We start from the raw sequence: 24520 nt of genomic DNA on the forward strand, positions 1-24520 counted from the left end.
TCTCAGTCGAGATTGGGGCGCAGCCACCGCTCGGCCTGACGCACGTCGACGCCGCGCCGGGTGGCGTACTCCTCCATCTGGTCGGTGCCGATGCGCGCCACGCCGAAATATTCCGCCTGCGCATGGCCGAAATAGAAGCCGGACACCGCCGCCGTCGGCAGCATCGCGAAGCTGTCGGTCAGCGTCAGGCCGGTGTTCGCCTCGGCATCCAGCATCGCGAACAACGGCAGCTTGAGCGAATGCTCCGGACACGCGGGGTAGCCCGGCGCGGGGCGGATGCCGCGATACTGCTCGCGGATCAACGCCTCGTTGGTCAGCTGCTCGTCGGGCGAATAGCCCCACAACTCGCGGCGGACATGCCGGTGCAGCGCCTCGGCGAACGCCTCCGCCAGCCGGTCGGCCAGCGCCTTCAGCAGGATGTCGTTGTAATCGTCGTGGTTCGCCTTGAAGCGCGCGATGTGCGGGTCGATGCCGTGGATGCCGACCGCGAAGCCGCCCATCCAGTCGCCGGCGGGATCGATGAAATCGGCCAGGCACATGTTCGCCCGCCCCTCGCGCTTGGCGATCTGCTGGCGTAGGAACGGCAGGCGGACGCTGCCTTCGTTGGTGCGGTCGAGGTCGGGGACGCTGATCCCCTCGGGCACCGATGCGCCGTCAGGACTGCGATGATCGGCCGAATGCGCGGTCGTCACGAACACGTCGTCGCCGCTGCGATGGCATGGCCACAGGCCGGCGACGCCGCGCGCCGTCAGCCATTTCTCCGCGACGATCGTGTCGAGCATCGCTTGCGCGTCGGCGTAGAGGCCGCTCGCGCTCTCGCCCACCACCTCGTCGGTCAGGATGGCGGGAAAATTGCCCGCCAGCTCCCAGGCGCGGAAGAAGGGCGTCCAGTCGATATACTGGCGCAGGTCGTTCAGATCCCAATCGTCGAACACGTGGACGCCGGGCTTCGCGGGCGCGGGCGCCTTGAACGCCATGTCCGCCACGAACCCACGCTCGCGTGCGGTCGCCAGCGGCAGGAGATTGTTCTGCCCCTTGCCCTCGCGCGCGATTCGCACCGCCTCGTAATCGGCGGCGACGCCCGCCACGTACGCGTCGCGCCCCGTGTCGGAAACCAGCGTCGTCGCCACGCCGACCGCGCGGGATGCGTCGAGCACGTGGACGATCGGGCCGTCATAAGCGGGCGAGATGCGCAGCGCCGTATGGACCTTCGAGGTGGTCGCGCCGCCAATCAGCAGCGGCATGGTCATGCCGGCCCGCTTCATCTCCTCCGCCACCGTCACCATCTCGTCGAGCGAGGGCGTGATGAGGCCCGACAGACCGATCATGTCGGCGTCGTTCTCGTTCGCCGCTTTCAGGATTTTCGACCACGGCACCATGACGCCGAGATCGACCACGTCGAAGCCGTTGCACTGGAGCACGACGCCGACGATGTTCTTGCCGATATCGTGCACGTCGCCCTTCACGGTCGCCATCACGATCTTGCCCTTGCCCTTGGCGCCGGGCTCCTTGGCCGCCTCGATGAAGGGCAGCAGGTGGGCGACCGCCTTCTTCATCACCCGCGCCGACTTCACCACCTGCGGCAGGAACATCTTGCCCGATCCGAACAGGTCGCCGACGACGTTCATGCCGTCCATCAGCGGTCCCTCGATCACCTCGATCGGGCGGTCCATCGCCAGGCGCATCTCCTCGGTGTCCTCGACGACGTGCATGTCGATGCCTTTGACGAGGGCGTATTCGAGCCGCTTGCGCACCTCGAACCCGCGCCACTCCGCCGCCGCCTTCTCCGCCACCGCGTCCGTCCCGCGGAACTTCTCGGCCAGCGCCACCAGCCGCTCGCCGGCCTGGGGATCGCGGTTGAGGATCACGTCCTCGCACGCGGTCCGCAGCTCGGGATCGATCTGGTCGTACACGTCGAGCTGGCCGGCGTTGACGATCCCCATGTCCATGCCCGCCGGAATGGCATGGTACAGGAACACCGAGTGCATCGCGCGCCGCACTGGCTCGTTGCCGCGGAACGAGAAGGAGAGGTTCGACAGCCCGCCCGAGATATGCACGTGCGGGCAGCGCGCCTTGATCTCGCGGCATGCCTCGATGAAGTCGACGCCGTAATTGTCGTGCTCCTCGATCCCGGTCGCGACCGCGAACACGTTGGGATCGAAGATGATGTCCTCCGGCGGGAAGCCGATCTCCATCAGCAGATCGTAGGCACGCGCGCAGATCTCGACCTTGCGGTCCTTGGTGTCCGCCTGCCCCGTCTCGTCGAACGCCATCACCACGACGGCCGCGCCGTAGTTCATGCACTTGCGCGCGTGATGGAGGAACTGGTCGACGCCTTCCTTCATGCTGATCGAATTGACGATCGGCTTGCCGCTGACGCACTTCAGCCCCGCCTCGATCACGTCCCATTTGGACGAGTCGATCATGATCGGTACGCGCGCGATGTCGGGCTCGGCGGCGATCAGCTTCAGGAACGTCGTCATGGCGTGGTGCGCGTCGAGCAGCCCCTCGTCCATGTTGACGTCGACCACCTGCGCGCCGTTCTCCACCTGGCTGCGCGCGACCTCGACCGCCTTCGCGTAATCGCCCGCCATCACCATCTTCTTGAAGGCGGCCGAGCCGGTGACGTTGGTGCGCTCGCCGATATTGACGAACTGGGCGGAGGAGTTGGTCATCTTGCTTTCTTCCATACCTCCCCGGAACGGGGAGGGGGACCAGCCGACAGGCTGGTGGAGGGGCAGTCACGAGGGGCGCCGCCGGTGGCTGCCCCTCCACCACTCGGCTTTGCCGAGCGGTCCCCCTCCCCGTTCCGGGGAGGTCTGCGCGTCGTCACGCCGCCATGGTGAACGGCTCCAACCCGGCGAGCCGCGTTCGCACCGCCGACACCGGCACCGCGCGCGGCGTCAGCCCCCGCACCCCATCCGCGATCGCCTTGATATGCGCCGGCGTCGAGCCGCAGCAGCCGCCCAGTACGTTGACCTGCCCCGCCTGCGCCCACTCGCCGACCAGCCCGGCGGTCGTCGCCGGCGCCTCGTCATACGCGCCCAACTCGTTGGGCAGGCCGGCGTTCGGGTACACCATGATAAGCGTGTCGCAGATGTCGCTCAGCACCTTCACGTGCGGCCGCAGCTGTTCCGCCCCGAACGAGCAGTTGAGCCCGATCGTCACCGGCCGCGCGTGCCGCACCGCATGCCAGAACGCCTCCACTGTATGGCCGGACAGGTTGCGCCCGGAAAGGTCGGTCAGCGTCATCGACAACATGATCGGCACGTCGCGCCCCAAGTCGTGCGCGGCGTCGAGCACCGCCATCACGCCCGCCTTGGCGTTCAGCGTGTCGAACACCGTCTCGATTAGGATGAAGTCGGCGCCCCCTTCCAGCAGCGCGTCGGTCTGCTGCCGGTACACGCCCTTCAGGTAATCGAAGTCGATCTCGCGGTAGCCGGGATCGTTGACGTCCGGCGACAGCGACAGCGTCTTGTTGGTCGGCCCGATCGCCCCCGCCACGAAACGCGGGCGGCCGTCCTTCGCCTCATATTCGTCCGCCAGCGCCCGCGCGATCCGCGCGCTCTCGACGTTGATCTCGCGCACTAGGCTCTCCGCGCCGTAATCGGCCTGGCTGATCGTGTTGGCGGAGAAGGTGTTGGTCGACACGATGTCCGACCCCGCATCCAGGTACGCGCGCGTGATCGTCTCCGGCACCTCCGGCTTGGTGATCGCCAGGATGTCGTTGTTGCCCTTCTGGTCGTGCCCGAGCGTCAGCGTGCCGGCATAGTCGCCTTCCGACAGCTTCCAGTTCTGGATCTCCGTCCCGAACGCGCCGTCGGTGATGAGGATGCGCTTCGCCGCCTCGGCATTCAGTCGTTCACGTGCCGTCATGTCACTACCTCGATCCTCCCCGTTTCACGGGGAGGGGACCGCCACGAGGCGGTGGTGGAGGGGGCTCTCCCCGAACGTGATCGCCGGTGGAGAGCCCCCTCCACCAGCCTGCGGCCGGTCCTCCTCCCCGCGAACGGGGAGGATCTCAGGCTGCCGCCACCGCCGCCGGCACCTTCGCCCGCACCCCCAGCAGATGGCAGATCGCATAGGCGAGCTCCGCCCGATTTAGCGTGTAGAAATGCAGCTGCTTCACGCCGCCCGCGTACAACCGCCGCGACAGTTCCGCCGCCACCGTCGCCGCCACCAGCTGGCGCGCGGCCGGATGGTCGTCCAGCCCCTCGAACAGCCGCGCCATCCACGGCGGCACCGCGGTGCCGCACATCGCGCTCATCCGCTGGACGCTGGCGAAGTTCATCACCGGCATGATGCCCGGCACGATCTCCGCATCGATCCCCGCCGCGGCCAGCTGGTCGCGGTAGCGGAAAAAGGTTTCCGGCTCGAAGAAGAACTGCGTGATCGCCCGGTTGGCGCCCGCGTCCAGCTTGCGCTTCAGATTGTCGAGATCGGCCGCGGCGTCGCCCGAATCGGGGTGGCATTCCGGATAGGCCGACACCGACACCTCGAACGGGTGCAGCCGCTTCAGGCCGGCGACCAGGTCGGCCGCGTTCTCGTACCCGCCGGGGTGCGACGCGTATTTCGCGCCGGCGGTCGGCGGATCGCCGCGCAGCGCGACGATGTGGCGCACGCCGGCTGCCCAATATTCCTCGGCGATCGCGTCGATCTCGGCCTTGGTGGCCTCGACGCAGGTGAGGTGCGCCGCCGCCGCCATCGACGTCTCGCGCTGGATACGCGCCACCGTCGCGTGCGTCCGCTCGCGCGTCGATCCGCCGGCGCCGTAGGTGACCGACACGAAACGCGGGCCGAGCGGCTCCAGCGTCCTCACCGCGTCCCACAATTGCGCGTCCATCTTCTCGTTCTTGGGCGGGAAGAACTCGAACGAGACCTCCAGATCGCCGCCCACGTCCGCGTAGAGCGGCGATTCGAGCGCGCAACGCGCCTCCGCCAGCTGATCCACCGAGATCGTCATGCCGCTTTCACCTCTCGCAGGCTCGCGCCGGCTTTCCGCGCGAGCCACAATTTCACCGTCAATTCGCCGCCGCCGAGCGTCTCGACCCGCGCGATCATCAGCCCCGCCGCCTGCGCCCACGCCGCCACCTGCTCGTCGGCGAAACCTAGCCGCACGTGCGCGTCCCGCTCGCGCAGATCCTCGCGGTCGTGCGCGGCGAAATCGGCGATCAGCAGCCGCCCGCCCGGCGCCAGCACCCGCGCCGCCTCGGCGATCGCCGCGCCCGGCTGCTGCGCGAAATGAAGCACGTGGTGGAGGATCGCCAGGTCCGCCCCGCCGTCGGCCATGGGCAGCGCGTAGAGATCGGCCTGGCGCAGCTCGGTGTTCGCCGCGCCGGCCAGCTTGGCGCGCGCCAGCCGCAGCATCTCCGACGAGCGGTCGATGCCCAGCGCCTTGTCCGCCCGCCCGCCGAACAGCTCCAGCATCCGCCCGGTCCCCGTGCCGATGTCGATCAGCGTGCCGATCGGCGCCTGGCCCAGCACCGCGTCCATCGCCGCCTCGACCTGCTCCTCGGCGACGTGGAGCGAGCGGATCGCGTCCCACTCGCCGGCATGCGCCTCGAACCAGGCGGCCGCGCTCGCCGCGCGGTCGGCGCGCACCGCCGCCAGCCGCGCCGCGTCCGCCACCGTCCAGTGATCGCCCTCGCCCCCGCGCCACGCATCGAGCGCGGCGGCGACCGGGCCGATCACCTCGGGCGCCCCTTGCGCGACGAACACCCAGCTGCCTTCCTTGCGCCGCTCGGCCAGCCCCGCGTCGACCAGGATCTTGACGTGCCGCGATACGCGCGGCTGGCTCTGCCCCAGTACCTGCGCCAGCTCGCCCACCGACAATTCCATCGCGCGCAGCAGCGCCAGCACGCGCAGCCGCGTACCGTCGGCGAGAGCGGAGAAGATGGCGAGCGGATCGATCACGGGATCAAGATATAAAGATATCTTTATATGCGGTCAATCGAGTGAGGGGCGGGAGCCTAATGCTTTCGCTCGCGTTCCGATCCCCCAGTAACATGGGAGTATGACATGAAGAAGCTGATCGTCCCGACCCTCGCCGCCATTGCCCTGGCCGCGTGCAGCCAGAATGCCCAGAACGAGACGGCCGAGGCAGGCAACGCCATCGCTGCCGACACCGAGGCCACCACGGAGAACGCGGTCGGCGATGTCGACGCGGCGAGCGACCGCGCGCTCGGCTCGGCCGAGCGGAGCCTCGACAATGCCGGCGCGGCGATCGACAACGGTCTCGACCGCACCGGTGCCGCGATCGAGAACGGCACCGACGATGCCGCGGACGCGACCGGCAACGCGCTGATGCGCGCCGGCAAGGCACTGAAGGACTGATGTACCGGCCGCGTCGGGCCATCACGCTCGCCGCGGCCCCTCGCCTGCTCGCGCGTCGGCGACAGCGGGCGGGTCTCGTCATCGCCGACGACGCGGGCCAGCTGAACGACGTGGCCGACATGCCCGACGCCGTTCTCCACCACCGGGACCAGCCATGACGAACATCCGCCGCCTCGGCTCGACCGATCTCAAGATCGCGCCCCTCGTGCTCGGGGGCAACGTGTTCGGCTGGACCGCGGACAAGGCGGAAAGCTTCGCCGTGCTCGACGCGTTCATTGACGCCGGCGGCACGATGATCGACACCGCCGACGTCTACTCGGCCTGGGTTGATGGGCACCGTGGCGGCGAGTCCGAGACGGTGATCGGCGAGTGGCTGAAGACCTCGAACAGGCGCGACGACGTGCTGATCGCAACCAAGGTCGGCATGCTGCCCGTCGATGGCGAGAAGCTGGCGCCGTCGAACATCGCCGCCGCGTGCGAGGCCTCGTTGCGCCGGCTCGGTACGGACCGGATCGACCTCTACTACGCGCACCAGGACGACGATGCCGTTCCCCAGGAGGAGATACTGGCCGCCTTCGGCAAGCTGATCGACGCGGGCAAGATACGCGTGCTCGGCGCATCCAACTTCACCGCGGCACGGCTGAAATCGGCGGTCGACCTGTCGCGCGACGGCTCGCTGCCGCGCATCCACGTGCTGCAACCCGAGTACAATCTCGTCAGCCGCAAGAGCTTCGAGGGCGAGCTGCAGGATTTCTGCGCGGTCGAGAACATCGCCGCGCTGCCCTATTATGGGCTCGCCGCCGGGTTCCTGACCGGCAAATACCGTTCCGCCGACGATCTGGGCAAAAGCGTCCGCAGCCGCAGCGCCAGGGAGCAGCTCGAGGGCAAGGGCCCCGCCGTCCTCGCCGCGATGGACCAGGTCGCGATGGAAACCGGCGCGCCGCTAGCGGCGATCGCGCTCGCCTGGCTGATCGCGCAATCGGCCGTGTCGGCGCCGATCGCCAGCGCGCGCACGGTCGAGCAGCTGCCCGACCTGCTCGCGGCCATGACGCTGACGCTCACCGAGGACCAGCTCGCCCGCCTGACCAACGCCGGGGCGTGAGCCGCCTCCTCTCCCGCCTCGGAGAGGACATCGTCCTCTACGGCGCGCTCGCCGCCAATCTCGGCATCGGCGTGGCGAAGTTCGTCGCGGCGGGCCTCACCGGCTCCTCGTCGATGCTGACCGAGGGGGTGCATAGCTGCGTCGACAGCCTCAATCAGGTGCTGCTGCTCTACGGGCAGAAGCGCAGCCGCCGCGCCCCCGATCATATTCACCCGTTCGGCTACGGACGCGAGCTGTATTTCTGGGCGTTCGTCGTCGCCATCCTGATCTTCGCGATCGGTGCGGGCGTGTCGATCTGGGAGGGATGGCGCCACATCGCGGCGCCCGAGCCGCTGGAAAGCCCGACGATCAACTACGTCGTGATCGGCATCGCCGTGCTGCTGGAGGGAGGGTCGTGGACGCTGGCGATGCGCGAGTTCGCGCGCGCCAAGGGCGATCTCGGCTGGTGGCGCGCGGTTCGGCAGTCCAAGGACCCGGCGACGTTCGTCGTACTGTTCGAGGATTCGGCCGCGCTCGCCGGGCTCGCCGTCGCCGCGCTCGGCGTCTGGTCCAGTCACGCGTTCGCCGACGCGCGGCTGGACGGTGTCGCTTCCATCGTCATCGGCCTGATCCTGGTCGCCGTTGCGGCGCTGCTCGCGCGCGAGGCCAAGGGGCTGCTGATCGGCGAGCGTGCCGATCCCGCGACGATCGAGCGTATCCGCACCCTGGTCGCGGCGCACCGGCAGGTCACCGCCGTCAACCATGTCCGCACCATCCACACCGCGCCCGACAGCGTATTCGTCGCGATCAGCGCCGATTTCGACGACGCGCTGACCATGGGCGAGGGCGAGACGCTGATCGAGCGGATGGAGGCCGAGTTGCGCGAGGCGGTGCCGATGCTCGCCTCCATCTACATCCGGCCGGAGAAGGCAGCGGACGCGCCGTCGATATCGCCGCTTGCCACTTCATGAGCGAAATCCGTATCTTGTCGGCATGACCCGCCTGCTCCACGCCTGTCTGGCGCTGTTCCTGCTGATCGGCCTTGCCCCTGCGGCGCAAGCGGCGGTGACGATCACCTTCTGGAGCCACGAATTCGGCAACAGCTTCCCCCACGCCTTCTTCACCCTGCGCGGCACGCCGGACGCGGGCGGTGCGCCGGTCGACGTCAATTACGGCTTCACCGCCAAGACGATCAGCCCCGCGATCCTGATGGGCACCGTGGCGGGGCGGCTGGACGTGTCCAAGCCCGCCTATATCGCGGGCAGCGACGCGCAGTTCTCGGTCACCCTCACCGACGCGCAATATGCCAGCGTACTGGCCCTGACGCGCGAGTGGGGCGAGCAGGGCAATCACCGCTACAACCTCAACAAGCGCAACTGCGTCCATTTCGTGCAGGAAGCGGCGCGGCGCTCGGGCATCGTGGCCGTCGACTTTCCCGCCTTGATGAAGAAGCCCCGCTCCTATCTCCTGGCGGTCGCCGCCGCCAATGCGGGGCAGGTCAAGGTGATCGGCCAGCCCGGCGCCGCCTATCTCGCCACGCTCGGGCCCGCCGCCGGCAAGTAGGGGTTCACACGGAGGCGCGGAGAGTGGCGCCTGCCGCACGGACCCGCCCGAAGCGCGGCCCAGCGCGAGGGTCGATCGGTCACGCGGAACGGCTGCGCCGGGCGGACTAGAGCATCGAGCGCGAAATCCGACCTACTGCCGTTCGCCCTGAGGAGAGGCTGAGCTTGTCGAAGCCTCGTCTCGAAGGGGGCATGTGCCCTTCGGCTGGCCGGCACGGCCGGCCGCTCAGGACAGGCTTCGAGACGGCATTTCGACGGGCTCAATGCCTCCTCAACACGAACGGGTCAGGTATAAGGCTCGATGCTCTAGCTCCGCGTCTCCGCGCCTCCACGTGAATCATCGTCGGCCCACGTCGTCAGCAGCGTATGGGCGATGGCGTAGGGCGGCGGCGGCAGGAACGGCCCCGGCTCGCCTGCCAGCACCGCGCGCACCGTCGCCCGCGACACCCAGATCGCGTCCTCCAGCTCGTTCTCGTCCAGCGTGATCGCGTCGCTCTCCGCCATGGCGACGCAGGCGATCATCAGCGACGAGGCGAACGGCCAGGGCTGGCTGGCGACGTAGCGCACGTCGCGCACGACGATGCCCGCCTCCTCGCGTACCTCTCGTGCGACCGCCTCCTCGATCGACTCGCCCGGCTCCAGGAAGCCGGCGAGCGCCGAGTAGCGTCCGGCCGGAAACGCCGGCTGCCGGCCGAGCAGCACCCGGTCGTCGTGCTCGGCCAGCATGATGACGACGGGGTCGACGCGCGGGAAATGCTCGGTGCCGCAGGTCGCGCAGGCGCGGCCCCATCCGGCGCGGAACGGTGCCGTCGGCGTGCCGCACGTGGCGCAGAAACCGTTGCGCGCGTGCCAGTCGAGCACCGACCGCGCCGCCGCGTAGGTCGCCGCCTCGCCCGGTCGCAGCCGGTCGAGGGCGGCGAACAGCGCCGGCGAGCGGCCCGTCGCGCGGTCGCCCGGCATCGCGGCGGCGAAGCGGGGACGATCGCCGTCCATCCCCAGCAGCACCAGCGTCGCCTCGTCCGGCGCCTCGGCCAGGCCGCCCCAGCCGAGCAGCCCCTCCTCGGTCACCTCGGGCCGGTACGCGTCGAGCCGCAGCAGCCGCGCGCGCGGGTCGGCGAGGGCGGCGGCGAACAGTGCCGGATCGTGGCGGAGAGCGTCACCCCGATCGAGCGTGCCGCCGGTGAAGCCGATCACCGCGTCGCGTCCTTCAGCAGCGCCGCCCCGACCTCGTCGCCGACCGGGTAGCGTGGCGGCAGCGTGTTGACCATGATCGTGCCGCGCACCCGCCTGACCGGATCGACCCAGGCGAGCGTTCCCGCGGCGCCGCCCCAGCCATAGGTGCCGCGCGACGGCCCGCCGGGCTGGTCGGTCAGCCGCACCGACCCGCCCGCGCCGTACCCCTCGCGCTCCGGCTTTCCTCCCATCGTCGCCGCGCCGGGGAAGAACACGCCCGCGGGCAGCAGGTTGGACATGCCCAGCCGCACCGTCTCCGGCTTCATCACGCGCACGCCGTCCAGCGTACCGCCGTTCAGCAGCATGTGGAGGAACCGGTCGTAATCGCGCGCCGACGACACCAGCCCCGCACCGCCGTAGGGAAAGCTCGGCGGCCGCAGGAACACCGAGGTCGCCGCCGGGTCGAGCGGCACCAGTTGGTCGCCGAGATAGCTGTAGTTCGTCGCCAGCCGCCCCGCCTGCGCGGCGGGCACGGTGAAGAAGGTCGACGTCATGCCGAGCGGCGTGAAGAACCGCGTCTGGAGGAACCGGTTGAAGGGCATCCCGCTCGCCACCTCGATCACCCGGCCGAGCACGTCGAGCGACACCGAATAGGCCCATTTCGTCCCCGGCTGCGCGACCAGCGGCAGCGTCGCGACCCGGTCGGCGAAGGCGGCGAGCGTCGCCGGTCGCGCCGCCCGCGCCTTGGCCTCGACAGTGGCGTTCACCGCGATCGGCAGGATGCCGAGCCGCTCATATTCGCGCAGCAGCGGCCCCTTGGCGGTGATCGAGTAGCTGAGACCCGCCGTGTGCGTCAGCAGGTGACGGATCGTGATCGGCCGCGTCGCGGGCACCGAGGCGAGGCTGGTGTCCGGGCTGGTCGCGACGCGCATGCGGGCAAAGGCCGGGATGTATTTCGACACCGGATCGTCGAGGCCGATCTTGCCTTCCTCGACCAGCAGCATCGCCGCCATGCCGGTGATCGGCTTGGTCATCGAGTAGATGCGCCACAGCGAGTCGCCGGTCGCGGCGGGCGATCCGGGGCCGCCGATCCGCCCCGCCGCCACCACCGCCGGCGGCCGATCGCCCGCGCCCACCGCGACGACGATGCCCGCCAGCTTGCCGTCGCGGACATAACCGTCGAGCAGCGCCTGCGTCGTCGGCAGGCGGGCGGCGGTCGGCGCGGGCCGGGGCGGCGCCACCTGCGCGGACGCGGCGGCCCCCGCCAGCAACAGGGACAGGAGCAGGCGACTAGTCATGCAACACCCTCTTTCCGAACCGCCACAACCGCCTTGGCGAACAGCGTCGGCAGCCCCGCACCGTCGAGCTCCGCGATCGGCCACCATTCGCCCTCCCCCTGCGCGTCCCCGCGGGCGACCGCAAGCGCCAGGTCGATCTCGAAATGCGTGAAGCCGTGACGCACCCTCGTCTCCAGCATCCGCCACTCGGCAGCCGCGGGCGCATCGGCGAGCGCGGGCGGCTCGTAGTTCCACGGCCCGGTCGGCAGCGCGCGCATGCCACCGAGCAGCCCTTTCTCCGGTCGCCTGACCAGCCACACCGCGCCGTCCCGCTCCAGCCAGAAGATCGTGCCGTACCGCGTCGGCCGCGCGCGCTTGGCCGCCTTCGTCGGCAACCGCTCGGGCGCGCCCTCCGCCAGGGCGCGACAGGCCCCGCGGATCGGGCAGAGCAAGCAGCGCGGCGCCCGCACCGTGCAGATCGACGAGCCCAGATCCATCATGGCCTGTGCGAAGTCGCCCGCCCGCGCGTCCGGCGTGATCGTGTCCGCCGCCGCCCGGATCGCCGGCCGCGCGCCGGGCAGGGGCTGGTGGATCGCGAACAGCCGCGCCACCACCCGCTCGACATTGGTGTCGACCACCACCGCCCGCTCCCCGAACGCGATCGCCGCCACCGCCGCGGCGGTATAGGCGCCGAGCCCCGGCAGCGCGCGCAGCCCCGCCTCGCTGGACGGGAACGCGCCGCCATGGTTCGCCACCACCATGCGCGCCGCCTTCACCAGGTTGCGCGCGCGGGCATAGTAGCCGAGGCCCGCCCAGGCGGCCATCACCGCCGCCTCGTCCGCCGCCGCCAGGCTCGCCACGTCCGGCCAGCGGGCGATCCAGGCGGCGAATCGCGGCCGCACCGTGGCGACGGTGGTCTGTTGCAGCATCACCTCCGACAGCCAGACGCGGTACGGGTCGGCAGCCTCGCCCGGCCGCGCGCGCCACGGGAGGTCGCGCCGGTGCGCGTCGTACCAGCGCAGCAGGTCATCGGCGATCGCGGGCCATACGGAAGAGCGCTTGGCGTCCACCCGGCTGCTATGGCATGGGAACGGCCATGAGCAAGCGCGTCCGCGCCCCCCAAGCCGAAGGCCCCCGTTCCAACCGGTCGCGCCAGCTCTCCGAGCTGCTGCCGGCGGTGGGCGGCGCCGCGTTCCGCCGCTTCGGCTTCGTCCAGTCGTCGATCGTCAGCCGCTGGCCGGAGATCGTCGGCGAGCGGCTGGCGCGCGCCTCCGCCCCAGAATCGATCCGCTTCCCCGTTGGCAAGAAGCAGGACGGCACGCTGACGCTGACCGTTCACGGGGCCCATGCGGTGATGATCCAGCACGTCCAGCCGGAGATCATGGAACGGGTGAACCGCTTCTTCGGCTATCCCGCCGTCTCGCGCGTGGCGATCCGCCAGGGCGAACTGCCCGTCCCCGCGCCCAGATCGGGCCGCCCACCGCCCTCGCTCAAGCCCGTGCCGATCGAGATGGGCGAGGGATTGCAGACGATCGCCGACCCAGAGCTGCGCGCCGTGCTCGAATCGCTCGCGGCGGGCGTTGCCGCCAGCCGCGGCCTGCCCAAGGTGTCCTGATGCGCCTACCCCTGCTGCTCGCCACCGTGTTCCTGCTCGCTGGCGCCGCGCCGGCACGCGACTGGACGCAGACCGTCAAGCCCGCGCCCAGCGGCTTCTTCGTCGTCGGCAACCCGGCGGCAAAGGTGAAGCTGGCCGAATGGGCCAGCTACACCTGCTCGCACTGCGGCGATTTTGCGACGCAGTCCGCGCCCGTGCTGAAGGACCGCATGATCCGAAAGGGCTCGGTCAGCCTGGAGGTGCGCCACCTGATTCGCGACCCGCTCGACCTCGCCGCCGTGGTCGTCGCGCGTTGCGGGGCGCCGCGCGGGTTCCTGGCGCGCCACACCGCCATCTTCGCGGGCCAGGAAGCGTGGATGCAGAAGGGAGCCGCCTTCGTACAGGCCAACGCCGCCTCGCTGGGCAAGCTGCCGCCGCCCGCCGCCTTCCGCCGCATCGCCGACGCCGCCGGTCTGACCGCGATCGGCCGGGCGAACGGGTTGAGCGAGCCGCAGGTCGCCGCCTGCTTCGCCGACAAGGCCGCGCTCGACCGTGTCACCGCACTCGACCGGCAGGTGCCCGCCGACGTCCAGGGCACCCCCACCTTCTTCGTCAACGGCACGCTCGTCCCCAATGTGGACTGGGCGGCGCTCGAACCCATCCTGCGCGCCCGCGGCGCCCAGTAACCAGGAGCCAGCATGAAACTCGCCCCCCTCCTCCTCTCCGTCGTCGCGCTCGCCGCCTGCTCGGGTGAGAATGGCAATTCGTCCAGTCCCGCCGCGCCCGTCGCCGCGGTAGCCGCGCCCGCCGGCACCGACTGGACGACCACCACGGCCAAGACCGAGGAAGGCTATCTGCTCGGCAACCCGAACGCGCCCGTGAAGCTGGTCGAGTACGGCTCACGTCTCTGCCCCGCCTGCCGCGGCCTGGCGGAGTCGGCGTATCGCCCGTTGATCGACAATTACGTCAAGTCGGGCAAGGTCAGCTTCGAGTTCCGCGAGTTCCTGATCCACGGCGCCGCCGACCTGCCACCGGCGCTGCTCGGACAATGCGCGGGTGCCGAGCCGTTCTTCCCGATCCTGGAGCAGATGTACGCCGCGCAGACGGGTTTCAACGACAAGCTCCAGGCGCTCACCCCCGCGCAACAGCAGCAGTTGCAGACGGCCAAGCCGACGGACGCAGTGCGGATGTTGGCCCAGCAGATGGGCCTGATCGACTTCATGAAGCAGCGCGGCCTGCCCGAGGCGCGCGTCAACCAGTGCCTGGCCGACACCGCGCTGATCGACAAGCTGACCAAGCAGACGCAGGATCGCGGCGCCGACGGCACCGTGACGGGTACGCCGACGGTGCTGGTCAACGGCACCAAGATCGACGGCATCGCCTGGACCGACGTGGAGAAGGCATTGAAGGCGGCGGGCGCGTAAGCGCCGCCCGCCGGCCTGGGTCCTCCGTTGCGAGAATTGTAGCAGACCTTCACCCCGGCGGAGGCCGGGGCCCAGGTTGGAATGGCCGTCGTAAGCGACGGCGACCGCCGCCCAGCTGGACCCGGCTTCCGCCGGGGTGGGTTAAGAGCGGGCGATCACCTTTGGGGGAGCGTCGGCATCGCCGCCCGTACGATCCGCCCCCCTCAGAACGCGAAGCTGACCCCGCCTACGGCACTATGGTTGCGCAGCGTCGCGTCGACGCGGATGTCGCCGGTGGTGCCGGTCACGCCGCGTGCCTCGCCGCCGACGCGGCCCGCCACCGCGCTCGCCGCGACACGCGTGTAGCGATATTCGCCGAACAGCGCGACGCGGCGGCCGATCGGCAGCTTGGCGCCGCCGCCTGCGCGTACGCCCCAGTCGCCGGAAATATCCGAATCCGTGACCAGGTAGACTGGCCCGGCAAACGCGTACGGCTCCACCCCGCCGCGCGGCACCCGCACCATCGCCAGCGCGGCGAAGGTCGCGGTAGTTGGGATGGTCACGCGCGGGATGTCGACCGCAACCGAGCGGCCGGGATCGATCACCACCTCCTCCCCGAACACTTCCTCGTCGAAGCGGACGTTGGCGGTGGCGCGGATCGTCTGCCGCTTCACGTCGGGGTCCAGCGTCGACGCGTCCGCCGCGATCCCGAACCAGTCGAACCAATGGCCGACGCGCGCGCCGAAGATGGTTGAGTTGCTGAGGCGCAGTCGCTCGACGTCCACGCGCACCTCGGCGGGTATCACCGTGTCGTTGATCCGCGCTTCCGCGGCGGTCAGCGTCGTCGCGCTACGCTGCGGGAACGACTTTCCCGCGAACAGGTCGACGAACGTCTGCGCCTGCGCCGGCATCGCCGTGCCCACCGCGACCAGGGTCGCCCCGATCCACCGCATGACTTTATTTCTCCCGTTACCGCAGGTTAATCGTCTAGGGCTTCGGCGCGTTCCGTCCCTTGTTCCCGGGGAGAGTAGAACGTATCTCGAACATGATGGCGCAACTCGATACCCGCGAGAAACTGGCGATCCTCGCCGACGCGGCGAAATACGATGCGTCCTGCGCGTCGTCGGGCACCGACAAGCGCAATTCGAAGGACGGCAAGGGTCTCGGCTCGACCGAGGGGATGGGCATCTGCCACGCCTATGCACCCGACGGCCGCTGCATCAGCCTGCTCAAGATCCTGCTGACGAACAGCTGCATCTTCGACTGCCATTATTGCATCAATCGCAAAAGTTCGAACGTCCGTCGTGCTCGCTTTACAGCCAAGGAGGTCGTCGACCTGACGATCGCCTTCTACAAGCGCAATTATATCGAGGGGCTGTTCCTCTCCTCCGGGATCATCCGCTCCTCCAACTATACGATGGAGCAGATGGTCGAGGTGGCGCGATCCTTGCGTGAGGATCATCATTTCCGCGGCTACATTCACCTCAAGACCATCCCCGACGCCGATCCCGAGCTGGTTCACCAGGCCGGGCTCTACGCCGACCGCGTGTCGATCAACATCGAACTGCCGACCGTCGGCGGGCTGAAGCGCCTCGCGCCCGAGAAGGATGGCGCGCGCATCGAGACCGCGATGACCGAGGTGAAGGCGTCGATCGCCGACACAGCCGATGCGCGCGCGAAGTACAAGTCCGCCCCACGCTTCGCCCCCGCCGGCCAGTCGACGCAGATGATCGTCGGTGCCGATGCCGCAACGGATGGCGACATCGTCCGGAAGGCGTCGACGCTCTACGACCGCTTCGGCCTGCGCCGCGTCTATTATTCCGCCTTCAGCCCCATCCCCGACGCATCGGCCGTGCTGCCGCTCCAGCGCCCGCCGCTGATGCGCGAGCATCGCCTCTACCAGTCCGATTGGTTGATGCGCTTCTACGAATTTCAGCCGCACGAGGTGGTCGCCGCCGCCGACGACGCGACGGGGATGCTGCCGCTCGATATCGATCCCAAGCTCGCCTGGGCGCTCAAGTTCCGCGACCGCTTCCCCGTCGACATCAACCGCGCGCCGCGCGAGATGTTGTTGCGCGTGCCCGGCCTCGGCGTGAAGGCGGTGAACGGCATCCTCGCCAGCCGCCGCTGGCGCCGCCTTCACCTCGCCGACGTCGCCCGCCTGACGGTCTCGATCGCCAAGCTGTGCCCCTTCATCGTCGCCGAGGATTGGCGCCCCGTCGTGCTCAGCGACCGGGCCGACCTCCGCCCCGTCGTCGCCCCCAAGAAGCAGCAACTGGAACTGTTCGCGGCGTGAGCCGGGAAACAAGTGCCCGTCAACGAATTGAAGGCGGATGCGCGTCGTGACCCTCTCCGCCCCCGACGACTTCGACGCCTGGCGCGACGCCGCCCGCGGCCTCGCCGCCGACGGCACGCCCTCCGATGATGTCGTGTGGCAGGTCGGCGACGTGCCCACCGACCTGTTCGCCGGCGAGGCGGAGAGCCGCGCCGCGCCCGCCCCCTCGCCCGGCTTCGCGGTGCCGCGCGCGTTCCTCGATCTCGCCCGCAACGTCGTGCTGGCGAGTGACCCCGAACGGTTCGCGCTGCTCTACACCGCGCTCACCCGCCTGCGTCGCGAGCCAAAGCTGATGGAGGATCAGGCCGATCCGCTGATCCGCCGGGTGGAGCGGATCGCCAAGGACGTGCGCCGCGACATCCACAAGATGCGCGCCTTTCTTCGCTTCCGCGAGGCGGCCGATGCGGATGGCCCGCGCTACGTCGCCTGGTTCGAGCCCGACCACCACATCGTCCGCGCCAACGCCGCCTTCTTCGTCAACCGCTTCGCCAGCATGCGCTGGTCGATCCTGACGCCGGAGGTGTCGATCCACTGGAACGGCACCGCACTGTCCGAAGGGCCGGGCGCGGCCCGGACCGACGCGCCCGACGGCGATCCGACGGAGGAGGTGTGGAAAACCTACTACGCCAACATCTTCAATCCCGCCCGCGTCAAGGTCGGCGCGATGCTGAAGGAGATGCCGCGCAAATACTGGAAGAACATGCCGGAAACCGCGCTGGTGCCGCAACTGCTCGCCGACGCGCAGGCCAGGGAGGCGACGATGATCGAGACCGCACAGGCCAAGGATCATGCCGGCATCGGCGGCAACAGCCTGGCCGCGTGGGAGGCGCTGCGCGACGAGGCGGCCGGCTGCACACGCTGCCCGCTCTACAAGCCCGCCACCCAGACCGTGTTCGGTGAGGGTCCGGTCGACGCGGCGCTGATGTTCGTCGGCGAGCAGCCCGGCGACCAGGAGGACCTAGCCGGCCGCCCCTTTGTCGGTCCCGCCGGCCAGGTCTTCAACCGCGCGCTGGGCGAAGCGGGCGTCGACCGCACCCGCGTCTACGTCACCAACGCGGTCAAGCATTTCAAATACGAGCAACGCGGCAAGCGCCGCGTCCATTCCTCGCCGGGCGCGGGCGAGATCAAGGCGTGCCACTGGTGGATCGATCAGGAACGCATGCTGATCCGCCCGCAGGTGACGGTCGCCCTCGGCGCCACCGCCGCCCGCTCGCTGTTCGGCAAGCCGATGACCATCTCGCGCGAGCGGGGCCGCGTGCTGGAGCTACCCGGCGGCGGCGCGGCGTGGATCACCGTCCACCCGAGCTACCTGCTGCGCCTGCCCGACGAGGCGAAGAAGGCGGAGGAATATGCGCGCTTCGTCGAGGATCTGCGGACGGCCCACGCGTCGCTGGGGTAGGGAACGCTCCTTAATCGTCACCCCGGACTTGATCCGGCGTCCATCGTGCCGCGAACTCTCAGGCCGTTGGTCACGCGGAACCATGGATGCCGGGTCAAGCCCGGCATGACGACGGTTTTTAGCGCTGGCCTGATCGTTCTACATCGAGTTCGGCTCCGGTCCCAACCGACCGTCCTCCCGGTCCATCGCGTCGATCGCCGCCACATCCTCGTCGTCGAGCGTCAGGTCCTCCGCGGCCAGATTGTCGCTCAGATGCTCGGCGCTAGATGCCTTGGGGATCACCGAATAGCCCTTCGTCAGATGCCAGGCAATCACCACCTGCGCCGCCGAGCGGCCGTGCTTGTCGGCGATCCGCACGATGTCGGCGTCGTCGAGCAGCCCCTTGCCCTGCCCGATCGGGCTCCAGCTCTGCGTGACGATGCCGTGCGCCTGGTGATAGGCAACATTCTCCCGCTGCTGAAAGGTCGGATGCAGCTCGATCTGGTTGACTGCCGGCGTCACCCCTGTCGCCTCTCGGATCGCGTCGAGATGCTCGGGCAGGAAGTTCGACACGCCGATCGACCGGGTCTTGCCCGCATCGCGCAGGCCCACCATCGCCCGCCACGCGTCGACGTACCGCCCCTGTGCCGGCGACGGCCAGTGCATCAGATACAGGTCAACCGCGTCGACGCCGAGCAGCGCCAGGCTCTCGTCCAGCGCGGCCTCCGCATCGCCCTGGCGATCGTTCCACAGCTTGGTGGTCAGGAACACGGCCGTGCCTTTCAGCCCCTCGCCGACCCCGCGCTCGTTGTTGTAGATCGCGGCGGTGTCGACCAGCCGGAAGCCGAGGTCGATCCCCTTGCGCACCACGGCCGCGGCCTGACTGTCGGGGATTTGCCACGTGCCCATGCCCAGCTGGGGCATGGTGCGGCCGTCGTTCAGGGTAAGGTCTGTCATCCGCCCCCAACCACCCGTCCGTGATCGTGGTTCCGATTGACGCTTCGCCGCCGATCGACCAACGCAAGGCCCCATGTTCGAAACGATCCTGTCCGCGCTCGCCTCGTTCGTCATCGCGGTGATCTCCTGGGGCGGTTACCTCGGCATCGCCCTCCTCATGGCGATCGAGAGCGCCTGCGTGCCGCTGCCGTCCGAACTCATCATGCCGTTCGCGGGCTATCTCGTCTCCACGGGGCAGTTCGACCTATTTCTGGCGGCCACCGCCGGCGCGCTCGGCTGCAATCTCGGCTCGATCGTCGCCTACGAGGTCGGCAAGCGCGGCGGCCGCCCGGTGGCGGAGCGCTGGGGCAAGTACCTGCTGATCGGCGCGGACGAGCTCGACGCGGCCGATCGCTTCTTCGCGCGCTGGGGCAATCTCGCGGTGCTGGTCGGCCGGCTGCTGCCCGTCATCCGCACCTTTATCGCCTTTCCCGCGGGCGTCGCACGAATGCCGCTGGTGCCGTTCCACCTCTACACCTTTATCGGCTCCTGGCCGTTCTGCCTGGGTCTCGCCTGGGTGGGGATGAAGCTGGGCGACCAGTGGAACAGCGACCCGCGCCTGAAGGCCGCCTTCCACCAAGCCGACCTCGCCATCGGCCTGGTGCTGGTCGCACTGGTCGCCCTTTACGTCTGGCACCGCATCCGCGGCATCAGGAAAAACCGCGCCTAGTCGGCTGGTCTAGTATCGCGCCACCCGCCTGACCAACCACATCCCCAGTGGCACCGCCACCGCGAGATACAGCGCGAAGCCGTGCCACGCGGTCCAGCCCAGCCACTCGCTCGGCCAGGTGCGCAAGTCGCCGCGCAGGAACCATTGTTTCATCACGTAGCGCCAGAAGGGATAGCGGTACTCGGGCGGCGCAAAGACGTCGGCCGCCGCGATCGCCGCGTTGATCGCCACCGACAGCGCGAGCAGCGCCGCCACGCCCCACCGCTCCCACGCCGTGCGCAGGCCTGCCCACCAAGGCGCCAGGCCGATGCCGAGCAGCGCCGCCGCCGGCATGGCGTGGCGCGGACCGGTCGAGTTGCCGCCGTCCCAGTAGACATAGGCCGCGTTGACCAGCAGCACCGCCGCCGCGGCCAGTGCCGCCATCACCGCCAGCGACCGGGTCCGCGGCCGGTCTCCGAGCGACGCCAGGCCGAGCGGCGCGACGAGCAGCACCGGTGCCACCCAGAACAGCCCGCGCCGGTCGCCGACCAGGATCTCGACCAGCACGGCGATGCGTGGCCAGCCCAGCCCGAACAGGCCCTGCTTCATGCCGTCGAACCCTTCGACGCCCGAATAGCCGATGCGGAACGGCGTGCCGAAGGCGAGCAGATTGTAGCTGAGCAGCGGCATCAGCCCGGCGAGGCCCGCCGCCGCGGCGAGGGCGATCGCGCGTCGCCCCTCCGCCGTGTCGCGCCAGCGCCACGCGGCCCAGCCGGCGATCACCGATCCGGCGATCACCGCCTGATACTCGACCACCGCCGCCAGCCCCAGCGCCACGCCGCCGAGCAGTGCCGCGCGCGTGCCGGGCGGACTGAGGAAGTTCCGGATCGCCACCAAGTACAGGGCGGCGACCGCCGCGTGCCCCGTCACCGTGGTCGACCAGCCCCATAAGGGCGTGCCCAGCATCGTGCCGACCGCGCCGAACAGCGCGGCGCCGCGCACGCCGGTGCTCGCCAGGCCGATGTCGTAGAGCAGCACCGCCGCCAGCCCTGCGAGCAGCGCCGGCCCCAGCGCCACCGCCATTCGCTGTCGCAGCCGCAGGAAGCGCGCGAAGCCGGGATCGTACGGCGATAGGCCGTGGTCGGCGGAGGTCGTGCCCGTCGCCCAGGTCGCCAGCGCGACCGCCGGCACCGCGAGCAGCGTCATGCCCGGCGCCTTGTCGGAATAAGTGTGGGCGCCGAACGTCGCCTTGTCGATCGTCAGGCCGGCGAACTCGTCGATCGTGGCGTCGCCCTGCTCGACCAGGCTGACCGCCGCGAACATCCGCACCGCGTTGTTGGGGTTGAGCTCCCAGGAGCCGAACCACGCCACCGACAGCCAGACGAGCAGGAACAGCATCGCCCGCACCCCGCGATCCGGCCGCACTGCCTCCGTCTCCATCACGATCACCCCACCCGGCCTACACTGGACCGACATTCAGCGTAGACAGGTTTTCGCCCTTCCAGCCACCCCGGCGAAGGCCGGGGCCCAGATGGGGGACAGGCATGTCGAGTCCTGGCACCTCTTCAAGAACCTTCCCTACCGGACCCCGGCCTTCTCCGCGGTGGGAAGATACTGGATATCGATCCGCTCCATACCGGCGCCCGACCGGATCAGATCACCGGCACGAAGGTAATGCGGATTCGGGGAGGGTCCAAGGACGGAGCGATGCCCGATTTATCGTGCCCGAGGAGCAATGCCGCAGCCGATCGACAGCACCCCGCCGGGTGAGCGGTCGTCCACAGGGCGATGACGGTATCCAAGCCCGATCGCGATCTCTTACTGCCCTTCGCGCTGCGCCCGGCGGCGTTCGGCGTTGGCGGTGCGATTGGCGGCGGCCGCCTGTCCCCAGCAACCGGTGGCGCCACCGGCGCCCACCGCCGAGCAGCTGCCGATCGAGTTGACGCCCGCGCCCGCGCTCAGCGTATCCTGCGCGCGCGCCGCCCAGCTGCGGTTCTCCGGGGTGATGACCATGTTGCGCAGCTCCTTGGGCACGCGGAACTGCTCGTCCGCGCCGCGCCGCTCGCACACCACGATCTCGTCACCGTCGTTGTTGGTCGGGCATTTCTCGTTGCCGTAGAGGACCAGCACGCCGTTGACCGGCGCGCCGCGGCCGACCGCCGCGGGGGCGGAGACGGGCCTGGCGCGATCGATCCCGGGCAGCGCCGCCTGCGCGGGCGTCAGCTTGCCCGTCGGCGGCGCTGGCGGCCCCGCCTGCTGCGCGGCGGCGGGCATCGCCGCCAGGGCGACGGGCGCCAGCGCCGCCAGGATGATCGTCTTCATGTCACTCTCCCGGAACATGGATGCTCAGATTCGCTTGGCCGCCGCGATCGCGACCTTGCAGCCCAGCCGGATGAAGCCGGACAGGATCGGGTAGCCGAACGCGTTCTCCGCCCCCGCCGCCAGCGCGTGGTCGCGGTGTTCCAGCTCCTCGGCCTGGAAATCGGCGATCGCCGCGGACAGCTCCGGGTCGCTGTCGCCCAGTTCCTCCAGCTGCTCGGCGTAATGCTTGTCGATCTCGGTCTCGACCGCGGCGGTGCAGGCCATCGCCGCGTCCGGCCCCAGTGCCGCCGTCGCCGCGCCCAGCGCGAAGCCCGCGACGTTCCAGAACGGCTGGAACAGCGTCGGCCGCACACCGCGTTCCACGATCATCCGGTCGAAAAAGGCGCGGTGCCGCTCCTCCTGCGCCGCCATGTGGTGGATCGCGCGGCTCGACGGGTGCCGGTCGCCCAGCACCGCCAGCTGCCCGGCATAGATGCGCGTCGCGCCATACTCGCCCGCCTGGTCGACGCGGATCATCGCGTCGGTCACCTCGCGGCGGTCACCCGGTTTCCAGCTCATCTCGCGTTCCTCAACATCGCCAGGATCACCAACGCACCGCCGAGCGATAGGATCGCGTTGAACCCCGCCAGCGACACGCCCGCGAACGTCCACTGCGCCTGGTCGCAGCGCACCAGCGGCGCCGCCAGGATCGCCTTCAGCCGCGCCGCCGCGTCCAGTCCGCCCATGTCGACGGTCGAGGTGCAGGCGGTGAACCCGTTCCACCAGTGATATTCCACGCCGGCGTGCAGCACGCCGATCACCCCCGACGCGGCGATCGCCAGCGCGGCGAGCACCACCAGCGGCCGCCTCGCGCCGGGCATGACCAGGCCGAGCGCCGCCAGCGCCACCGCCGCGTAATGCGGCCAGCGCTGCCAATGGCACATCTCGCACGGGTAGAGCCCGCCGATCAGCTGCGATCCCCACGCCCCCGCGAGCAGCCCCGCGGGCAGCAGCAACGCCAGGATGTTGGCGGTGCGCAGCGACCTCACTTGGGCGTCGTCTTCACCGGCGACCTAGTCGCCGCCGCGACTTGCGTCGCCCCGCCTAGCCGCGCCACCGTCTTCAGCGCGTAGTAGAGCTGGAAATCCTCGATCCCCTGCTTCTTCAGCTGGTCCGCCGTGGCGGCGAAGCGCGGATCGGTCTTGGTATCCTCCTCCAGGATCGCGTTGTCCGCCTTGACCTCGTTGATGAGGTGGCGGCGCAGGTCCGCCTCGCGGAACACGGGGCGTGTCTTGTAATCGGGATCGCTGATCTGCGGCACGCGGATGTCGGGCTCGATCCCGCCCTCCTGCACCGACCGGCCGGACGGGGTGAAGTAGCGTGCCGTGGTCAGCCGCAGCGCCGTCTCCGGTCCCAGCGGCAGCAGCGTCTGCACCGATCCCTTGCCGAACGACCGCTCGCCCATGATGAGCGCGCGGTGATGATCCTGCAGCGCACCCGCCACGATCTCGGACGCGGAGGCGCTGCCCGGATTGGTCAGCACCACCACCGGCAGGCCGTGCGCGTCGTCACCGGGCTTGGCGAAATAGCGTTCGATGTCGGTCTTCTCGCGCCCGCGCTGCGACACGATCTCGCCGCGGTCGAGGAACGCGTCGCTGACCGCGATCGCCTGCGTCAGCAGCCCGCCGCCATTGTCGCGCAGGTCGACGACGTAGCCGAGCGGCCGGTGCCCCAGCGCCTTGTCGATCGCCATGATCGCCCCGCGCGTGTCGGCGCCCGTCGCCTCGGAGAAGGTGTTAATGTTGATATAGCCGACGTCGCCACGCACCTCCCACTTGACCGGCTTCTGGGTGATGACCTGACGTACCAGGGTGACGTCGATCGGCTTGGTGGTGCCGGGCCTGACCAGCGTCAGCGCGATCTTGGTGCCCGGTTTTCCGCGCATCGCGTTCACCGCCTCGTCCAGCGTCCCGCCGTAGAGCAGCTTGCCATCAATATGGGTGATATAGTCCCCGGACTTCACCCCGGCATTGGCAGCGGGCGTATCCTCCTGCGGCGCCACCACCTTGACCGCGCCGTCCTCCATCTGGACGGTCAGGCCGAGGCCGCCGTAATTCCCCTCCGTCATGATCCGCATGTTCTGGAAATCGAGCGCGTCGACGTAGCTCGAATGCGGGTCGAGCGAGGTCAGCATCCCCTGAATCGCGCCCTTGATGAGCGTCTTGTCGTCGACCTTGTCGACGTAATCCGCCTTGATCCGGTTGAACACGTCCAGGAACTGATCGAACTCGCGGTAGGTATCGGTATCGGCCGCCGCCATCGCCGCGGTGGCAAGCGGGATCGCCGACAGCGCGGCGGCGATCGCAGTGGCAGTAAGGAGCGGACGGCGCATGAAGGTTCCGTGGTCGGGAGGAAGTGCGTGCTTTCTAGCGGAAAAG

At 69.6% G+C, this 24520-nt stretch carries 25 protein-coding genes; 11 read left to right on the forward strand and 14 right to left on the reverse strand.

Features of this window, described 5'->3' with window-relative positions:
• Nucleotides 1-2: 2 nt before the first annotated feature.
• The 4 genes from metH to BM145_RS13090 all read right to left on the reverse strand — a co-directional run bounded on the left by metH (nt 3) and on the right by BM145_RS13090 (nt 5913).
• A complete protein-coding gene (gene metH / locus BM145_RS13075) occupies nt 3-2675 on the reverse strand; it encodes a methionine synthase (RefSeq protein WP_093334150.1) in 2673 nt (890 codons plus the stop codon).
• A 154-nt stretch (nt 2676-2829) separates the two neighbouring features.
• The gene (locus tag BM145_RS13080) at nt 2830-3876 is read right to left on the reverse strand and encodes a homocysteine S-methyltransferase family protein (protein ID WP_093334094.1); all 1047 of its coding nucleotides are present in this window, start codon (nt 3874-3876) and stop codon (nt 2830-2832) included.
• 145 nt (nt 3877-4021) lie between these two features.
• Nucleotides 4022-4963 carry a methylenetetrahydrofolate reductase [NAD(P)H] gene (metF, locus tag BM145_RS13085; RefSeq protein WP_093334095.1) on the reverse strand — a complete coding sequence of 314 codons (942 nt, stop codon included), beginning with the start codon at nt 4961-4963 and terminating at the stop codon, nt 4022-4024.
• Nucleotides 4960-5913: an ArsR/SmtB family transcription factor gene (locus BM145_RS13090; protein ID WP_093334096.1), complete on the reverse strand. Its 954-nt coding sequence runs from the start codon at nt 5911-5913 to the stop codon at nt 4960-4962. The genes metF and BM145_RS13090 overlap by 4 nt, the downstream gene beginning before the upstream one ends.
• A 105-nt stretch (nt 5914-6018) precedes the next feature.
• Here BM145_RS13090 and BM145_RS13095 point away from each other — a divergent pair, with 105 nt between their 5' ends.
• The 5 genes from BM145_RS13095 to BM145_RS13110 are packed head-to-tail and all read left to right on the forward strand — an operon-like array spanning nt 6019 to nt 8977.
• Nucleotides 6019-6333, forward strand: a complete 315-nt coding sequence (locus BM145_RS13095; RefSeq protein ID WP_093334097.1) for a hypothetical protein — start codon at nt 6019-6021, stop codon at nt 6331-6333.
• Nucleotides 6333-6491 carry a hypothetical protein gene (locus tag BM145_RS16105; protein ID WP_177200210.1) on the forward strand — a complete coding sequence of 53 codons (159 nt, stop codon included), beginning with the start codon at nt 6333-6335 and terminating at the stop codon, nt 6489-6491. The genes BM145_RS13095 and BM145_RS16105 overlap by 1 nt, the downstream gene beginning before the upstream one ends.
• A complete protein-coding gene (locus tag BM145_RS13100) occupies nt 6488-7435 on the forward strand; it encodes an aldo/keto reductase (protein WP_093334098.1) in 948 nt (315 codons plus the stop codon). Before BM145_RS16105 ends, BM145_RS13100 begins: the two co-directional genes overlap by 4 nt.
• On the forward strand, nt 7432-8385 hold the full coding sequence (locus BM145_RS13105) for a cation diffusion facilitator family transporter (protein WP_093334099.1): 954 nt from the start codon (nt 7432-7434) through the stop codon (nt 8383-8385). Before BM145_RS13100 ends, BM145_RS13105 begins: the two co-directional genes overlap by 4 nt.
• Nucleotides 8386-8407: 22 nt before the next feature.
• The gene (locus tag BM145_RS13110) at nt 8408-8977 is read left to right on the forward strand and encodes a hypothetical protein (protein WP_093334100.1); all 570 of its coding nucleotides are present in this window, start codon (nt 8408-8410) and stop codon (nt 8975-8977) included.
• A 305-nt stretch (nt 8978-9282) separates the two neighbouring features.
• Here the strand turns inward: BM145_RS13110 and nudC are convergent, their stop codons facing one another.
• Genes nudC through BM145_RS13120 form a run of 3 tightly spaced genes read right to left on the reverse strand, consistent with a single transcriptional unit; the run spans nt 9283 to nt 12496 of the window.
• Entirely contained in the window at nt 9283-10170 is an 888-nt protein-coding gene (gene nudC / locus BM145_RS16415) for an NAD(+) diphosphatase (protein WP_245739334.1), read from the reverse strand.
• Complete coding sequence (locus BM145_RS16420) at nt 10167-11447, reverse strand: serine hydrolase domain-containing protein (RefSeq protein WP_245739335.1); 1281 nt, start codon at nt 11445-11447, stop codon at nt 10167-10169. Before BM145_RS16420 ends, nudC begins: the two co-directional genes overlap by 4 nt.
• Nucleotides 11444-12496 (reverse strand): A/G-specific adenine glycosylase, encoded by a 1053-nt coding sequence (locus BM145_RS13120; RefSeq protein ID WP_093334101.1) that lies wholly within the window; start codon nt 12494-12496, stop codon nt 11444-11446. Before BM145_RS13120 ends, BM145_RS16420 begins: the two co-directional genes overlap by 4 nt.
• A gap of 26 nt (nt 12497-12522) precedes the next feature.
• Here BM145_RS13120 and BM145_RS13125 point away from each other — a divergent pair, with 26 nt between their 5' ends.
• The 3 genes from BM145_RS13125 to BM145_RS13135 are packed head-to-tail and all read left to right on the forward strand — an operon-like array spanning nt 12523 to nt 14444.
• Nucleotides 12523-13041 (forward strand): DUF721 domain-containing protein, encoded by a 519-nt coding sequence (locus tag BM145_RS13125; protein ID WP_245739336.1) that lies wholly within the window; start codon nt 12523-12525, stop codon nt 13039-13041.
• Entirely contained in the window at nt 13041-13706 is a 666-nt protein-coding gene (locus tag BM145_RS13130; RefSeq protein ID WP_093334103.1) for a DsbA family protein, read from the forward strand. Before BM145_RS13125 ends, BM145_RS13130 begins: the two co-directional genes overlap by 1 nt.
• A gap of 12 nt (nt 13707-13718) precedes the next feature.
• Nucleotides 13719-14444, forward strand: a complete 726-nt coding sequence (locus BM145_RS13135) for a DsbA family protein (RefSeq protein WP_093334104.1) — start codon at nt 13719-13721, stop codon at nt 14442-14444.
• A gap of 203 nt (nt 14445-14647) precedes the next feature.
• On the opposite strand, the gene BM145_RS13140 is transcribed toward BM145_RS13135, so the two are convergent.
• Complete coding sequence (locus BM145_RS13140) at nt 14648-15376, reverse strand: outer membrane beta-barrel protein (protein WP_093334105.1); 729 nt, start codon at nt 15374-15376, stop codon at nt 14648-14650.
• Between the two features lie 95 nt (nt 15377-15471).
• Between BM145_RS13140 and BM145_RS13145 the strand changes: the two genes are divergently transcribed.
• Complete coding sequence (locus BM145_RS13145; protein ID WP_093334152.1) at nt 15472-16719, forward strand: putative DNA modification/repair radical SAM protein; 1248 nt, start codon at nt 15472-15474, stop codon at nt 16717-16719.
• Between the two features lie 37 nt (nt 16720-16756).
• Nucleotides 16757-18157, forward strand: a complete 1401-nt coding sequence (locus tag BM145_RS13150; protein ID WP_093334106.1) for a UdgX family uracil-DNA binding protein — start codon at nt 16757-16759, stop codon at nt 18155-18157.
• Nucleotides 18158-18295: 138 nt separating this feature from the next.
• On the opposite strand, the gene BM145_RS13155 is transcribed toward BM145_RS13150, so the two are convergent.
• Nucleotides 18296-19093 (reverse strand): aldo/keto reductase, encoded by a 798-nt coding sequence (locus BM145_RS13155; RefSeq protein ID WP_093334107.1) that lies wholly within the window; start codon nt 19091-19093, stop codon nt 18296-18298.
• A 73-nt stretch (nt 19094-19166) separates the two neighbouring features.
• Between BM145_RS13155 and BM145_RS13160 the strand changes: the two genes are divergently transcribed.
• On the forward strand, nt 19167-19802 hold the full coding sequence (locus BM145_RS13160; protein ID WP_093334108.1) for a DedA family protein: 636 nt from the start codon (nt 19167-19169) through the stop codon (nt 19800-19802).
• 9 nt (nt 19803-19811) lie between these two features.
• Here BM145_RS13160 and BM145_RS13165 read toward each other — a convergent pair whose 3' ends face one another.
• The 5 genes from BM145_RS13165 to BM145_RS13185 form a co-directional block, all read right to left on the reverse strand.
• The gene (locus BM145_RS13165; RefSeq protein WP_093334109.1) at nt 19812-21221 is read right to left on the reverse strand and encodes a hypothetical protein; all 1410 of its coding nucleotides are present in this window, start codon (nt 21219-21221) and stop codon (nt 19812-19814) included.
• 378 nt (nt 21222-21599) lie between these two features.
• Nucleotides 21600-22103 carry a hypothetical protein gene (locus BM145_RS13170; protein WP_143090189.1) on the reverse strand — a complete coding sequence of 168 codons (504 nt, stop codon included), beginning with the start codon at nt 22101-22103 and terminating at the stop codon, nt 21600-21602.
• 24 nt (nt 22104-22127) lie between these two features.
• The gene (locus BM145_RS13175; RefSeq protein ID WP_093334111.1) at nt 22128-22661 is read right to left on the reverse strand and encodes a demethoxyubiquinone hydroxylase family protein; all 534 of its coding nucleotides are present in this window, start codon (nt 22659-22661) and stop codon (nt 22128-22130) included.
• A complete protein-coding gene (locus tag BM145_RS13180) occupies nt 22658-23131 on the reverse strand; it encodes a disulfide bond formation protein B (protein ID WP_093334112.1) in 474 nt (157 codons plus the stop codon). Before BM145_RS13180 ends, BM145_RS13175 begins: the two co-directional genes overlap by 4 nt.
• Entirely contained in the window at nt 23128-24474 is a 1347-nt protein-coding gene (locus tag BM145_RS13185) for a S41 family peptidase (protein WP_093334113.1), read from the reverse strand. The genes BM145_RS13180 and BM145_RS13185 overlap by 4 nt, the downstream gene beginning before the upstream one ends.
• Between the last annotated feature and the right edge of the window lie 46 nt (nt 24475-24520).

It is taken from the genome of Sphingomonas rubra (assembly GCF_900115745.1).
GTDB lineage: Bacteria > Pseudomonadota > Alphaproteobacteria > Sphingomonadales > Sphingomonadaceae > Sphingomonas > Sphingomonas rubra.

Coding starts and splice junctions, on each gene's coding strand:
- BM145_RS13130 (WP_093334103.1), top strand. CDS start 13,041: ATGCGCCTACCCCTGCTGCTCGCCACCGTGTTCCTGCTCGCTGGCGCC.
- BM145_RS13125 (WP_245739336.1), top strand. CDS start 12,523: ATGAGCAAGCGCGTCCGCGCCCCCCAAGCCGAAGGCCCCCGTTCCAAC.
- metF (WP_093334095.1), bottom strand. CDS start 4,963: ATGACGATCTCGGTGGATCAGCTGGCGGAGGCGCGTTGCGCGCTCGAA.
- metH (WP_093334150.1), bottom strand. CDS start 2,675: ATGACCAACTCCTCCGCCCAGTTCGTCAATATCGGCGAGCGCACCAAC.
- BM145_RS13145 (WP_093334152.1), top strand. CDS start 15,472: ATGGCGCAACTCGATACCCGCGAGAAACTGGCGATCCTCGCCGACGCG.
- BM145_RS13095 (WP_093334097.1), top strand. CDS start 6,019: ATGAAGAAGCTGATCGTCCCGACCCTCGCCGCCATTGCCCTGGCCGCG.
- BM145_RS13165 (WP_093334109.1), bottom strand. CDS start 21,221: ATGGAGACGGAGGCAGTGCGGCCGGATCGCGGGGTGCGGGCGATGCTG.
- BM145_RS13160 (WP_093334108.1), top strand. CDS start 19,167: ATGTTCGAAACGATCCTGTCCGCGCTCGCCTCGTTCGTCATCGCGGTG.
- BM145_RS13150 (WP_093334106.1), top strand. CDS start 16,757: ATGCGCGTCGTGACCCTCTCCGCCCCCGACGACTTCGACGCCTGGCGC.
- BM145_RS13175 (WP_093334111.1), bottom strand. CDS start 22,661: ATGAGCTGGAAACCGGGTGACCGCCGCGAGGTGACCGACGCGATGATC.
- BM145_RS13185 (WP_093334113.1), bottom strand. CDS start 24,474: ATGCGCCGTCCGCTCCTTACTGCCACTGCGATCGCCGCCGCGCTGTCG.
- BM145_RS13080 (WP_093334094.1), bottom strand. CDS start 3,876: ATGACGGCACGTGAACGACTGAATGCCGAGGCGGCGAAGCGCATCCTC.
- BM145_RS13110 (WP_093334100.1), top strand. CDS start 8,408: ATGACCCGCCTGCTCCACGCCTGTCTGGCGCTGTTCCTGCTGATCGGC.
- BM145_RS13140 (WP_093334105.1), bottom strand. CDS start 15,376: ATGCGGTGGATCGGGGCGACCCTGGTCGCGGTGGGCACGGCGATGCCG.
- BM145_RS16420 (WP_245739335.1), bottom strand. CDS start 11,447: ATGACTAGTCGCCTGCTCCTGTCCCTGTTGCTGGCGGGGGCCGCCGCG.
- BM145_RS13100 (WP_093334098.1), top strand. CDS start 6,488: ATGACGAACATCCGCCGCCTCGGCTCGACCGATCTCAAGATCGCGCCC.
- BM145_RS16105 (WP_177200210.1), top strand. CDS start 6,333: ATGTACCGGCCGCGTCGGGCCATCACGCTCGCCGCGGCCCCTCGCCTG.
- BM145_RS13155 (WP_093334107.1), bottom strand. CDS start 19,093: ATGACAGACCTTACCCTGAACGACGGCCGCACCATGCCCCAGCTGGGC.
- BM145_RS13135 (WP_093334104.1), top strand. CDS start 13,719: ATGAAACTCGCCCCCCTCCTCCTCTCCGTCGTCGCGCTCGCCGCCTGC.
- BM145_RS13170 (WP_143090189.1), bottom strand. CDS start 22,103: ATGAAGACGATCATCCTGGCGGCGCTGGCGCCCGTCGCCCTGGCGGCG.